Genomic DNA, 11,824 nt, shown 5'->3' with positions numbered 1-11,824 from the left:
CTCCCAGACCTTGACCCGCATCGCTCAAGGCTGGCCGGCATCCGAGATCGAAATGCTCATGCCTTGGAACTTTAGGCCTGACGTTATCGGCTGACCGCTTACGATAAGGTGAGAGGTGACGAACGAAACGTCCTACTGACACTCCACATCGCGCCGGATTCTGATTCAGGGCTCACCATGAGCCGATATGGTCTGACAGACCTTGAATGGTGATCGAGCCGCTGCTACCCAACAAGCCAAGAGGTGTGCCGTGTGTTGATGATCGCCGCGTGCTGAACGGTATCTTCTGGGTGCTGCGCTCCGGTGCGCCATGGCGCGACCTGCCTCAGCGCTATTGCCCGCGCACCACCTGTTGCAACCGCTTCGTCCGATCGCGAAAAGCAGGTGTGTGGCTGCGCAGTAATGAGTCTACGGCCTAATAACCTAAGCTAAGGTTTGCGGAGCCTCACGCCGGCGCCGCCGCCGTTCTCCGGGATGAACTCGACGCCGGCGGCCTGGAGGGCGATGCGCAACGCAGCAACGATTCGCTCTTGCGCTCGCGACTCCCGACCCTCAGTTTGAGCAAACGTAGGTGTGTTCAAACTCCGGGCGCCAAATCTCGACGCTGGTTTTTATCTCGCAGGTCCGGCCAGTTTGAGCGAGGTACTGCAGGGCGAAGGCTTGGTGCGCAGCAACCACCGGATCGAGCTTCACGAGCCCGACTGTTGCGCCACTGATGATCGCCGGAGCGGCAATAGTGCCTGGCGACGGTGTCGTCATGATCTTGCCAAGGTCCGGACGATCGAAGACCCAGAATGAACCGCCAGCGGTCTGGACGACGTGCTTGCGCGCGACAGAAGCGCTGTATGTTTTCAGCAAGTACCCGCTGTTCTGGCAACCGGCAATCACCAGAGCCGCGGCCAAAACCGCGATCATTCTTCCGCCTGCCCATAGCGCTTTCCCCCATCGCCTTTGGATAGAAGTACAGGCTATTTCCCAAGTCGATAGAACGGTTGGGCGTCAGCCGGGACAGGCCCCAAGCGCCTTGCAAATAAGCGAGACCAGTCTGTCGCGCGCCCGCTGGTGGAGAGCATCTTTTGGGCGCCGTGCAAGGAAGTCGTCGAGACTCATCCAGTCGACGGGATTCGTGCCGGCGCCTGGCCGATTGAACTCCACGTAGAGATGCAGCTCTTCAGGCAAGAAGACAACCCGCCATGTTCCGTGGGGGTCGCTGGCAATGCTATGGGCAATAACGGTCATGACGTTCACTCCTGTTGCCCAGCTTCGCCGATCTGCACGCGAGATTTCCATCCCCAGAAATGAGTATTGACTTCCGTCTGCGGATGCCTGCGCCGGCAAGTGGCCCGTGCGATAAGGACGGTTCTCGCTGTTGAGAACCGCAACGCGTTGGCGAGTCCAATCTGAGCGATCAAGCCCGCGCTCTGGACGAGCTCCCATCCTCACAGAATGTTCGCCCACCGGGACAAACGTGACGCAACGGAACGGAGGGTTCACCCGTAAGGTCTTGGGGAGGTTGCGAAAGGAGACCAGCATATGACCTGCGAACGAGACGTCGGCACGTTCGAAGAGCCCGTGACCGTTTTGCTGTCCTCGGGCAAAGTCAGTGTTTCGAGCACCCGCGAAGCCGCCGAAATGCTGCTTTACCGCTGGCCCATTGGAGAAACCGGGCGCCGCATCCAGGCTCGCATGGCGTGCATGAAGGTGCTCGGCGGCGGCAGCGCACCGGAGATAGCGCGCGTGGCATTTCTCAGCGCCGCCAAGGAAGCGAAAATCCTGAACGCTTGACGTCTCGTCAACGCGTGCCCACCACTGTCCATCGTGCATCACTCTTGCAGCGGCCGTTACATTTGTGCAAACATCGTGCCTCGATCATGCGGAGACGCCGAATGCTTGCGCGAGAAGGCTGGAGCCGCGGATCTGCACTCTACGTCACCCGCGAGTTGACGCGCTCTGTGGCGAGTTCGACGTAGAGATCGTCCCCAAGGGCCGCTATCCGAAGAAAGCCAGACGCGCGCCGTCGGCTCCATCCGCCGGCTGATCGACAATCATGGCGCTGAGCATGCACGGTTGGTCCTGTGTGTCTTGGCTGAGGGCCGCGGCCAACCACGCGCTCATCGAAGAAAGCAGCCTGACGGCCGTCTCTGACTTGCTGCTGGCCTGTCCGGACCTAGTGGAGCGGGGCATGGCCGCCGTGCTCGAGGTTTTCGACGCGATCCCGCTCGGCGCATACATGGCGATCGTCAATGAGCTGCGCGGCCACGTTCATCAGGGGCATGCGCTAGCTGGCATTCCTTTACGTGCTCCTCCGGCGCCTCCGGGAGAGCTCGCTGACGGCAAGGAGACTATTCGGTCCCGGATGGCCAAGGCGGACGCCAGAGGCTGAAAAGGGCCGGCAGTGCTTCACCAGGCGCCAGCGCCGCCGCGAGGAACTGATCGCACTCGGCAAGAGGATGCTCGCGGTCAAGCGTCAGTGCCTCATGGCGAGTTCGGACCATGGCTGCGCGATCAGCCTATCACCTACGATTTGGCTTTGAAGGCGATGCGGCTGGCCCGCGCTGTTGCCTGGAAGCGATCGGCCCTACCAAAGAAGAGGCGCGCTCCCTTGTTTCGCGCCGTATCCCCATCTAGCCTGAACTACTTTCGGTTGAGGGGCGGGTATGAGACAGAATCAGGAAGGCACTCGACGATCGTCCGTAGGCAATGCATTGGCCATCGGGCTTTTGATATCGAGCATATCCCTGGCAGGGTGCACCACAGTTTCAACTAGCGGTGCGGATGGATGGCTTACGAAGCGAAGTGCTTCCGGGGTTTCCGGCGCAATGGCTAAGAAGGGCATGATGCCCGCAGCGATCGACTGCCGGTTCGACAGCACAGCTCCGGGCAAAGCGGCCTATGGATCAAAAGTTACGTGGAAAGCTGCCCCACCAAACTTTGTCTGGCAAACGCATGTCGGCCCTCCCGATTTCGTTGCGAGGGGCGAAGCTGGATCACGCGCACTCGGTCTTCATCGCGTGTTTTCGAAAAGGGTTCGTGACAAGGCAACGGGTCAAGTAGTTCAGTGTTCGATCTGGAGGAATTGAAGCTGCTCGGCCTCGATCCGACAGGCAATCGATTACGGCCCAGGGGTGGTTACCGATAAACGGCATTCCCGTTAATCTCCGGCCCCGGTTTCGAGGCAAGAGAATCGCACGCGCGGCCTCGTCGAGGAATTCCGCACGTATGGTCATGTGTGGGGCCTGTCGGGCCGCGACATCTACTTAACGTCTACTTTAGACAGTCGGCGCGACCATAACTTTTGATAGCAGGTCAGGATCGCGGGATGCCTAGCCGCTTGAAATACCGGGTTACGTCCGGATGCTCGCGATCGTCCCGCCTCAACCGCGCAAGCGCGTCATCATCGCCGGCGAGCGCCATAGCCAAACCGGGAACGCTTATTCTTCACGGAACACCGGGCATTGTCTGGTTGTGAAGACGGTGCTTGATCACCAGCCGCCTGAGTGTGTCTTCGCTTACGTTGTAGTCGTACCTGAACAGATCAATGGCCCTCTGGACCGTCATCGCCTCTGCCCGTGGGATGTAGAGCGGCCGAAGCCGTTCGCCTGTTTCCGGCGCTGTTTTGACAGGGCGCGCATTGGTCATTCGGCCCATCGCGCTTCTGCGGCCCGCCGTTTCGCCCGATATCAGGGAACGATATCGCCCCCCATGTATTAGAAACCCATGGACACTATGGAACCTCACGGCCACGGGACGGCGGCCGATATTTTGACATCGGAAGTTGCCAATGCCAGGCAGCGCATCCACCGGACCGAGCTCGCGCTTCAACGCACTGAAGAAATGCTGGCCGAAAATCTCGCGCTGTGCAGCAGGATACGAACTGCGGTCGAGGCCGCAGACCGCTTGATGAAGATCGATCCCCCCAGCTTTGAACGACGTCGCGCGGGTTGAACTGGGCCGGCGTTTCATTCGTCGCGGCCTTGCGGCACCCTGCCGCAAGAGCCTGCCTGTAGGCATCACAGCGTGAGCAAACATTGGACAGAAGCATTCCAACGTTCACGATGTGCAACACCGACGCTAGATCGATACGAATCTTCAGTTCAAAGAGCGAGGATTAATGCTGCGGCAAACGAAGGGGGCACGGGGGGTCTTCGCACGAGCCAGTTATCCGATCTCCCGCTCAGAATTTCTACCAAATATTCCGACCTCCTGATGGAACCCATTCGTTGCGGGCGAGTTGCGGCTGATTGGGACGGACTTCCCGAACATGACAACCAGCAACAAAGCAGACCATCAGTCTGTCTCCGAAGCGTTTCGGAAACTGATCCGTTCCGAAGGCTATCGTCATCACGTACAAACATTCTTAAATCTGGAGGTCGAACCAGAACTGCCGCCAACCCTACAGTCATGGCTATTGATCGGGCCAAACAGGGCCCGACGGAAGAAGGTCCCTAGCCGGCTGGCTGAGCGTCAGGTCAAAGAGTATAGAGGCTCGCTTCGTGGCTTGTCCCCCTGATTCCCACTCAGAACTTATCAAACATTCTTCTTGATTTTTCTCGACAGAGGATCATGAATGTTCTCTTGGGTTCTCGCTGAGGTGGGAGGCCTTGTATGAACGTTTGGACGAACTGCCGACCCGACAAAGTGACTGCCAAACACCTTGTTCACGAGCTGATCCTACAAGCCCGTCGCGGCCAAATCATCTCCGTCAAAGAGACTATTGCAGCGGTGCGCCGAGACCGGCCACACCTGGCGGAAACTGACTGCGAGCTGGTGGAGCTTATTGTCAATGTTGCCCCAGCCTTTGGCCTGTTCGTCGGGTTCGATCTTCGCGAATAACCGCCTCCTCAACAGGGCGGAACCGTGGCGACACGGTCTCGATCAAAGCTGCACTACGCGAAGCTCGGGAGGCTGCGCCTTGCTTGGTGGCCTCTGACGAAGAACTAACCGAGGCGATCGTCGAGGCAGCAACTGCCATGCCTCTGCGTGGCTTTCGACTGTCGCGAGTAGCTGTCAGCCAACTTCAGTCACTGTGGCATCGCAACGAAAGCGCGCCGTCCTGCGCCATTTTCAATAGCTAGAGGAGTAATCCGCAATTACCTTCGCAACCTGCTCACTCTGCCTGTAGAACGGGAACTGGGCTGAGCAAAAGTATTTGCTGGAGGAACTTGATCGGGCCGACAAAGAGTGACCGCATGGCTCTCCACTGGTTCAACCCTCCGGTCCCGGTCAAGTCCGAGCGTCCCGGGATCATCCACAACGTCAACAACGCCGAGACAGCCGGCGAGGAGCTGATGAAGTGGACCAAGCGTGGCCCTTGCTGGGACCTCGCGGTGCGCGTTTGCATGGCCGTGATTTTCGACGAGATGGAACCTGAGGAGGCCCGCAAGGCATTCCTGGCTGCTGCAAAAGAGGAGGGGACATTACTCCCCCAATGAGAACTAGCTAAATTGGATGCGGTATAAGGTTCTAGGTGTCTATTACCAACACCGCCTTCGCGAAAGGAGCCCGCCGCCGGTGAGGGAGAGGCGACGCCCCCCCACAGCGGCTGCACATCCACGAAGAATCCCGCTGCCACCTCTAAACCCGCGAGGGCCTACATCGTTCCCTTAGCTGCGGCTAAAGCGGGGTAGGTCGGCGGGCTCTTGCCGCTCTAAGTTCCCCCTTATGGGTCCTCTCTGGTTCTCTCCACCGGTCTACGTGAAGACGAAACGTCCGGGCATTCGCAATGGGGTCAGCCACGTCGAGGGAGCCGCCGAGGAACTCATGGCGTGGGACACAAAGGGCCCGAAGTGGACCAAGGCGGTCCAGTCCTGCGTGGATGCGTTCGAGGGCAAATCCTCCCCCCAAGAGGTCCGTGAAGCCTTCGAGGCGGCTGCCAAGGAGGCCAAGATGTATCTCTCCCCTGAGTAGGAGGTATCATGGCGTCCATCTGGTTCGTCCCTCCGGTGTTCGTGAAGACCGAAAGCGGCGTCAGGCATGGCTGCAACAATGCGAAGGAAGCCCTTGAGCAGCTCAAGATGTGGACCCGGCGAGGGCCTCGCTGGCATAAGGCGGTGACCCTCTGCCTGTCAGCCTTGGAGGGCGATTCGATTGACCCCCACATAATACGAAAGGCCTTTGAGGCTGCCGAGGTTTGCCGACGATGTCGAAGAAATCGAGCGCCGCTTCCCGGGCCGCGCCCTCCAGAGAGTCCAAATGCCCAAGGTCCCATACCAACTCATATTCGCGAAGGTACTGTTTCCGGTTGGCGAGAAATCCCGCGGCGGATTTGGCATAGTCCTTAAGGCCGGCGTTCGCGCTCCCTGCGAGCTTCGATTCCAGGAAAAAGATTGTCAGGCATCGCCTTCAAAAGTGGCGTGGATCCCGTCTAGGCCGTGGACTGGCATGTTGGCGGAGGTTTTAAGCGCCATCTTTGCCGCGACCTGTGCCGCTGAAAGATGGTGCTGAACGACGCAATAGGCGAGCACCTCGCCTAGTTCGCTAGCGCGCGACGGGCTGGTGGCATTGAAGGTGATGAAGACGTCCCGGACAGCCTGATGCACCCGGGCGATCAGTGTGAAATCCTTCTCGATCGCCGCCGTGTACTCAAGCCGCCGCTTTCGCGGCAGGGCGTAGTACATGCACTGGCCCCACAGAAACTCCGCTAGGGCATCGATCTGCGGTTCGTCCTCCTTGAAACGCACATGGAGTAGTGCGGTCCGTGGCCCGTCGTCTTCGCATTGCGCGTCGTGCGCGACGGCGCAGGCGACGTGCGCGCCTAGCTTCGACGGATTGAGGAGGCTAGAAATCGCCTTTTGGATGTCCATGCCGGTGTTGCTGTCCACGAAATAACTTACACTCAGTGATTCGGATTACAGAATCCTAGAGGAGCGCAACAATTGTCGCACTTCAATTCGCGGTATGCTTCCGACCTGCGGCCCGTATCCGCAGGAAACGCGAACCTAAAACGGAGATTTAGACTGCTTCGGGGAAGGTCCGACCGAAAAACCGTGCTAGACGATACAGGTTCAAAATCGTCCAGTTTAGTCTAGATGCATCAGTGGGGGAGCGTAAAACAAGGTGGGGAAAAACATCGTTGTCTGCTGCGACGGTACGGGAAATCAGATCGAGCGCAATCTTTCGAACGTTTTGAAGCTGTTCCGCATCCTGAAGAAGAGCGAGGAACAGCGCGTCTACTACGACGCTGGCATAGGCACGATCGGGGCCAGCGACGCCTGGACCCGCTGGCGACAAAACACCAAATCTGTATTTGAGCTTGCGACCGGGTATGGGCTCGATGCTGAAATCGCCAGTGCCTACGCATTCATCTGCCGACACTACGCAGAAGGGGACGCAATTTTCCTCTTTGGCTTCAGCCGAGGAGCCTACACAGCTCGAGCTGTTGCGGGCTTGATCCACATGATCGGCCTGCTGCAACCGGATCAGCTCAACATCGTCCAGTATGCCGTGAGCTCTTACAAGCAAGCCAGCGATGAGCACGATCTCAGCGTTGCCTGGCACTTTTCTAAGGTCTCAGGAGCCCGAGACGCTCGCATCAAATTTCTTGGTGTATGGGACACGGTGGCGTCGGTCATCGTGCCGCGACGAGACCGACTTCTGCCACAGCTTCTGACACTGCCGCATACAAGGACCAATCCGAGTGTCGAGGTCTTTCGCCATGCGATTGCGATCGATGAGCATCGTCGCATGTTCCGCCTGAACCGGTGGGTCGAGCCGCAGCCGTTCGTCGAAAATCCTTTCGACAAAACTGCGCCGGCAAACCAGCAAGATATCAGGCAAGTCTGGTTCGCCGGATGTCATTCGGATGTCGGTAGTGGCTATCCTGAAGAGGACAGCGCTATCTCTAAATTTCCGCTCGACTGGATGATTGATGAAGCCACGGCATTTGGATTGCAGATCAATTCTCGGATGCGGGAGCGCCTCGTCTTCGGAACAGGAGAGGGTGAGGGGAAGATGAACTTCGTCAGCCCCAATCCACTTGGGACCGTGCACGATTCAATGACCTGGGGCTGGAAGCCGCTCGAGTGGATTCCAAAATCGGCCAAATGGCGTGAATGGAAGCGAAAATCGGCGCTCGGTTTCTATCTTCCGCAGGCCGAGCCTCGCACGATCGAGCGACTGGAGCCGCGGCCGTTTGTTCATCAGTCGGTTCTGGATCGGAAGGCGGCCATCTCGGCATATAAGCCTGAGAATTTTCCAACGGCATTCGATGTTGAGCCTTATGGTGACCTCATGAAAGATCGGTTGGCTAAAGAAGCCGGCAGCTAGCGCAGGCAGCCGTGATATCTTCAAGTTCACAATTGCAGGGCCGATTCGCAGTCATTCGAGGGGGATGCAGATGGCGAAAAAGAGCAGTCCCGTTAAGAAGGGCGAAAAGGCTGTAGCGGTGAGCCTTTCGCCTGCTGAGACGCGAGATGTCTATGCCTCCCGGCGGTTTCTGGATGGGGCGACGCAAAAGAAGCTCGGCCTCAAGGTTCGCTTCGACACATATTACAAGGATCCCCTTGTCGCGAAGCAGAATCCCGGCCTGGAAATCGATGACGATTTTTATGTGCCTTGGGAGCCGCGCATTGGCGATGGCCCGACAAGCGCGAGGTTCGCTATTGTTGATTACGACAGCACCACAAATACGCTGGAAGAACCGGCGAAATGGAGCGTCGGCGAGAAGGTTTTTCTCGATCCTAAGGGCTGCAAGGTCGATAAAGTTCTGAAAGAAACCGCTCACTTCCGCCAGGTCAGCACCTGGGCAATTTTGCAAAGCACACTTGATTTCTTCGAGAGCCCAAGCGGGCTCGGCCGGCGCATATCCTGGGCGTTCGAAGGCAATCGGCTTCTGGTCACGCCGAATGCCGGTTACGGTGCAAACGCCTACTACGACCGAGAGAGCAAATCACTGCAGTTCTACTATTTTGACGATGACAGCGGTCAGCGCATTCACACCTGCTTGTCCAGCGATATCGTCAATCACGAGTTTGGTCATGCACTGCTGGATGGCATTCGGCCTTATCTTCTGGAAGCGGTCTCGCCGCAGACGGGTGCCTTTCACGAATTCCTTGGTGACCTGACCGCAATCTTGATGACGTTGCGGAACAATTCATTCCGCAAGGAGCTTGCGGTCCGGACCAAGGGCCACTTGAAGACGAAATCCGGCGACGAACTCATCGCATCGGTCGCCACTGAGTTCGGCAACGCCGTGTCAGGACAACCATACCTTCGTAGCGCGGCCAATGATCATTTGCTGGGCAAATACAAGGATGAGATCGAACCTCACGTGCTCTCGGAGGTGATGACCGGAGCCATGTTCGACATCTTCGTTGCGTTGACCGAGCAATATCTCAAGCGAGAGCGCAGCGACGGGGAGACACACACACCGGCTCAATCGTTACAGTATGCCGTCGCTCAGATGCAGATAATTGCTATCCAGGCGCTCGATCTTTTGCCGCCAGTCGAGGTTACGTTCAACGACTATGCGCGGGCTGTCTTACGCAACCTCGCGATCGCAAATCCAACCGACCCCAACAACTATCGCGAGATGATCGCCGATATTTTCGTCCACCGCGAGATCATGACCGCAGAGGAGAGGACCGACTTGCTGGTGCGCGCGCCCTTGTACGATCGGATGCCAGGAACAATTACGCACGACCCGGAGCTCATCGGGAGTTCGCGTGCCGCTGCCTATCGTTATCTCGATGACAACCGCGACAAGCTCTCCATTCCCGACCATATCGACATCATCGTCGATGAGGTCTTCACCTCCGAGAAAATGGTCGGCCCGGGCCTCTTCCAGCCCAAACAGATCATCCTCCAATATTTGTGGCGCGAGGATTTGGCGTTGGTGGGCACGCAGTTTGGCTCCTTTAATGGCAAGACGACCAGTCTCCTCTGTGGCGGGACGATGGTCTTCGACGTAAATGGCAGCCTGCTTTATTGGGCGCGCAAGCCAGGCAGCGAACCCTTTGCCACCGCAAGCGTGGCTATGGAGAAGGTAAAAGCAGGGAAAAAGCTCTTTGGTACCGAGCAGGCAGCCTTAGCTGAACTAGAGGCTGGCAAGCAGCGCAAGCAGGAGTATCTCGACGCGCTGGTCAGGCGCATCGACGAGGGGATGGTTGGTGAGGAACTCGCCGGCCCCGAAGGTCTCGTTGGAAGCCTTACACCGCCGCTGATCGCGCGCGAAGTTGACGGCTCAGTTCGGTTTGAACTCTCGCCGCACTTTCATGTTTACGATGACGATGATTCCAGCCTGGGAGCGCTTAGATGGCAAATGAGCTCCTGATCCGCCTCTACGATGTCGGTCTGGGCGACTGCATTTATGTCCGCATCCCCGGCAAGACCGACAAAAAGGAAGACGCCTTCCATATGCTGATCGACTGCGGCACCTGGAGCGAAGAGAAGTATCTTGCCGCGGCGATGAAACAGCTCGAGAGCGAGTTGCCAGACGCACAGGACGGAAAAAAGCGGCTCGATCTTGTCGTTGTCACGCATGAACACAAGGATCACATAGCGGGCTTCGATCCCAAGCTATTCGGTAACATGAAGGTCGGCGCGGTTTGGATGAATTGCGCAATGGATCCCAAACATCCGCAGGCGGGAAAGACCCGCAAGATTAGAGGGGTCGCTGAGCAGGCCATGCGGGGGCTTGCAGCACTTGGCCCCAGTCTCAGCCCTCGCGCAAGCGAGCTCTTGTCAGTTTTCCAGATCGACAACAAAGGCGCCATGCAGACCTTGCGCAAGACGCTGCTCGATGGCGGGGAGCCGACCTATGTCCACGCCGGCGAAACCAATGAAACGCATGGCATTGAACTCCATAAGACGAAAATCAACATCCTTGGCCCGGAGGCTGATTTCGATCGTTTCTATCTCGGCGCGACCGCTCAGCGAACATTAAAGGGCGTGCTGGGAGCGGCCGCATTCGACGCGGAAAAAGAGTTCGATGTCACAGAAGAAGCGCAAGAGCCACCTTTGCCACGCAATATCAGCCCAGCCTCTTTTCGTGCCCTTCGCGCCCGCATGCAGTCGAACGCACTGGCATTCGCGGAACTGGATGGCACGCTGAAAAACAACTCCAGCATTGTGTTGCTGATCGAATGGAACAAGAAGCGCTTGCTGTTTGTCGGCGACGCCGAATGGCATGGCGACTTCAAAGAGAGCAAGATGAACGGCTCGTGGAATGTGATGTGGAACGAGCGCCAAGATCTGCTCGGCAAAGCGGTCGATTTCCTCAAGATAGGCCATCATGGTAGTGAAAACAGCACACCTTGGGACATGGGCAAAGGAAAGCCCAGCGAAGCGACTGCGATCCTGGATTCAATCCTGCCGGTACCGGCGGCCGGCCAGCACTCGAAAGCAATAGCGGTTGTGTCGACCGAACGTGGGAAATATCGCACGATTCCGCGCGGGCTGCTGATGACGGAAATCGCGCGGCGCGTTGGCGATACGCGGATTTACAAGCCTGATCTCAAAAATTTCAAACCGAAGGACCCAGTTGACTTTGACACATATGAACGGGAATGGCTCGATAAAGCCCAGCCCCTACGCACCGACTTCGAACGAATTAGGGAGGGAAAGGGCTTTATTGATGTGGCCTTCAGCTGAATGCAACTCCAGCATCTCAGTGGGGTAAGTCACACAGCAAAACGCATGTTTGAGGCGACGATGGACATGAGGAAGGTCGATGTTGCCGCAATCGAGGCAGTTAGCGCGACTGACGGTCCCCGGTGAGCAGCCCAGCGAAAGCCACGAGGCCAAAGCCACGCGGATATTCAATAATCAGTAGCGCACGCTGTTTGTATTTTGCCTCCCATCCCCTTACCATTACAGTTTGGGGGGA

Annotated in this window: 12 protein-coding genes and 1 pseudogene; 9 read left to right on the top strand and 4 right to left on the bottom strand. The window is 57.7% G+C overall.

Going from position 1 to position 11,824, the window contains the following annotated elements:
* Window positions 1-177 precede the first annotated feature (177 nt).
* Window positions 178-398: pseudogene (locus NKI54_RS32250) on the top strand (transposase); the annotation flags it as partial.
* 154 nt (window positions 399-552) lie between these two features.
* Here NKI54_RS32250 and NKI54_RS32245 read toward each other — a convergent pair.
* Together NKI54_RS32245 and NKI54_RS32240 are read right to left on the bottom strand one after the other, a co-directional pair.
* Window positions 553-915, bottom strand: a complete 363-nt coding sequence (locus NKI54_RS32245) for a hypothetical protein (RefSeq protein ID WP_352531237.1) — start codon at window positions 913-915, stop codon at window positions 553-555.
* Between the two features lie 84 nt (window positions 916-999).
* Window positions 1,000-1,239 carry a hypothetical protein gene (locus tag NKI54_RS32240; RefSeq protein WP_352579441.1) on the bottom strand — a complete coding sequence of 80 codons (240 nt, stop codon included), beginning with the start codon at window positions 1,237-1,239 and terminating at the stop codon, window positions 1,000-1,002.
* A 333-nt stretch (window positions 1,240-1,572) separates the two neighbouring features.
* On the opposite strand from NKI54_RS32240, the gene NKI54_RS32235 reads away from it, so the two are divergent.
* Entirely contained in the window at window positions 1,573-1,785 is a 213-nt protein-coding gene (locus NKI54_RS32235; RefSeq protein WP_352517489.1) for a DUF982 domain-containing protein, read from the top strand.
* 262 nt (window positions 1,786-2,047) lie between these two features.
* Window positions 2,048-2,383 carry a hypothetical protein gene (locus NKI54_RS32230; protein ID WP_352693688.1) on the top strand — a complete coding sequence of 112 codons (336 nt, stop codon included), beginning with the start codon at window positions 2,048-2,050 and terminating at the stop codon, window positions 2,381-2,383.
* A gap of 1,055 nt (window positions 2,384-3,438) precedes the next feature.
* Here the strand turns inward: NKI54_RS32230 and NKI54_RS32225 are convergent.
* Window positions 3,439-3,963 carry a hypothetical protein gene (locus tag NKI54_RS32225; RefSeq protein ID WP_352693686.1) on the bottom strand — a complete coding sequence of 175 codons (525 nt, stop codon included), beginning with the start codon at window positions 3,961-3,963 and terminating at the stop codon, window positions 3,439-3,441.
* 642 nt (window positions 3,964-4,605) lie between these two features.
* Between NKI54_RS32225 and NKI54_RS32220 the strand changes: the two genes are divergently transcribed.
* The 3 genes from NKI54_RS32220 (at window position 4,606) to NKI54_RS32210 (ending at window position 5,907) form a co-directional block, all read left to right on the top strand.
* Window positions 4,606-4,833 (top strand): hypothetical protein, encoded by a 228-nt coding sequence (locus tag NKI54_RS32220; protein ID WP_352467869.1) that lies wholly within the window; start codon window positions 4,606-4,608, stop codon window positions 4,831-4,833.
* A 356-nt stretch (window positions 4,834-5,189) separates the two neighbouring features.
* The gene (locus NKI54_RS32215) at window positions 5,190-5,432 is read left to right on the top strand and encodes a DUF982 domain-containing protein (protein WP_352458910.1); all 243 of its coding nucleotides are present in this window, start codon (window positions 5,190-5,192) and stop codon (window positions 5,430-5,432) included.
* Between the two features lie 229 nt (window positions 5,433-5,661).
* Entirely contained in the window at window positions 5,662-5,907 is a 246-nt protein-coding gene (locus tag NKI54_RS32210; RefSeq protein ID WP_352531004.1) for a DUF982 domain-containing protein, read from the top strand.
* Window positions 5,908-6,329: 422 nt separating this feature from the next.
* Here NKI54_RS32210 and NKI54_RS32205 read toward each other — a convergent pair whose 3' ends face one another.
* Window positions 6,330-6,821, bottom strand: coding sequence for a Hachiman antiphage defense system protein HamA (locus NKI54_RS32205; protein ID WP_352579763.1), 492 nt, complete (start codon window positions 6,819-6,821; stop codon window positions 6,330-6,332).
* Between the two features lie 235 nt (window positions 6,822-7,056).
* On the opposite strand from NKI54_RS32205, the gene NKI54_RS32200 reads away from it, so the two are divergent.
* From NKI54_RS32200 to NKI54_RS32190, 3 genes are all read left to right on the top strand, one after another.
* Complete coding sequence (locus NKI54_RS32200) at window positions 7,057-8,265, top strand: T6SS phospholipase effector Tle1-like catalytic domain-containing protein (protein WP_352531003.1); 1,209 nt, start codon at window positions 7,057-7,059, stop codon at window positions 8,263-8,265.
* A gap of 70 nt (window positions 8,266-8,335) precedes the next feature.
* The gene (locus NKI54_RS32195) at window positions 8,336-10,270 is read left to right on the top strand and encodes a gluzincin family metallopeptidase (protein WP_352624843.1); all 1,935 of its coding nucleotides are present in this window, start codon (window positions 8,336-8,338) and stop codon (window positions 10,268-10,270) included.
* Complete coding sequence (locus NKI54_RS32190; RefSeq protein WP_352530999.1) at window positions 10,252-11,589, top strand: ComEC/Rec2 family competence protein; 1,338 nt, start codon at window positions 10,252-10,254, stop codon at window positions 11,587-11,589. Before NKI54_RS32195 ends, NKI54_RS32190 begins: the two co-directional genes overlap by 19 nt.
* The last annotated feature ends 235 nt before the right edge of the window (window positions 11,590-11,824 follow it).

Source organism: Mesorhizobium sp. M0663, from assembly GCF_040320585.1.
GTDB lineage: Bacteria > Pseudomonadota > Alphaproteobacteria > Rhizobiales > Rhizobiaceae > Mesorhizobium.
Note: the sequence above shows the minus strand (reverse complement) of the source record. Positions and strands in the feature narration are given on the sequence as shown.

What these genes read in the sequence shown, in the direction of transcription:
- NKI54_RS32245 (WP_352531237.1), bottom strand. Translation starts at nt 915, where the DNA reads ATGATCGCGGTTTTGGCCGCGGCTCTGGTGATTGCCGGTTGCCAGAAC.
- NKI54_RS32240 (WP_352579441.1), bottom strand. Translation starts at nt 1,239, where the DNA reads ATGACCGTTATTGCCCATAGCATTGCCAGCGACCCCCACGGAACATGG.
- NKI54_RS32230 (WP_352693688.1), top strand. Translation starts at nt 2,048, where the DNA reads ATGGCGCTGAGCATGCACGGTTGGTCCTGTGTGTCTTGGCTGAGGGCC.
- NKI54_RS32225 (WP_352693686.1), bottom strand. Translation starts at nt 3,963, where the DNA reads ATGAAACGCCGGCCCAGTTCAACCCGCGCGACGTCGTTCAAAGCTGGG.
- NKI54_RS32220 (WP_352467869.1), top strand. Translation starts at nt 4,606, where the DNA reads ATGAACGTTTGGACGAACTGCCGACCCGACAAAGTGACTGCCAAACAC.
- NKI54_RS32215 (WP_352458910.1), top strand. Translation starts at nt 5,190, where the DNA reads ATGGCTCTCCACTGGTTCAACCCTCCGGTCCCGGTCAAGTCCGAGCGT.
- NKI54_RS32210 (WP_352531004.1), top strand. Translation starts at nt 5,662, where the DNA reads ATGGGTCCTCTCTGGTTCTCTCCACCGGTCTACGTGAAGACGAAACGT.
- NKI54_RS32195 (WP_352624843.1), top strand. Translation starts at nt 8,336, where the DNA reads ATGGCGAAAAAGAGCAGTCCCGTTAAGAAGGGCGAAAAGGCTGTAGCG.
- NKI54_RS32190 (WP_352530999.1), top strand. Translation starts at nt 10,252, where the DNA reads ATGGCAAATGAGCTCCTGATCCGCCTCTACGATGTCGGTCTGGGCGAC.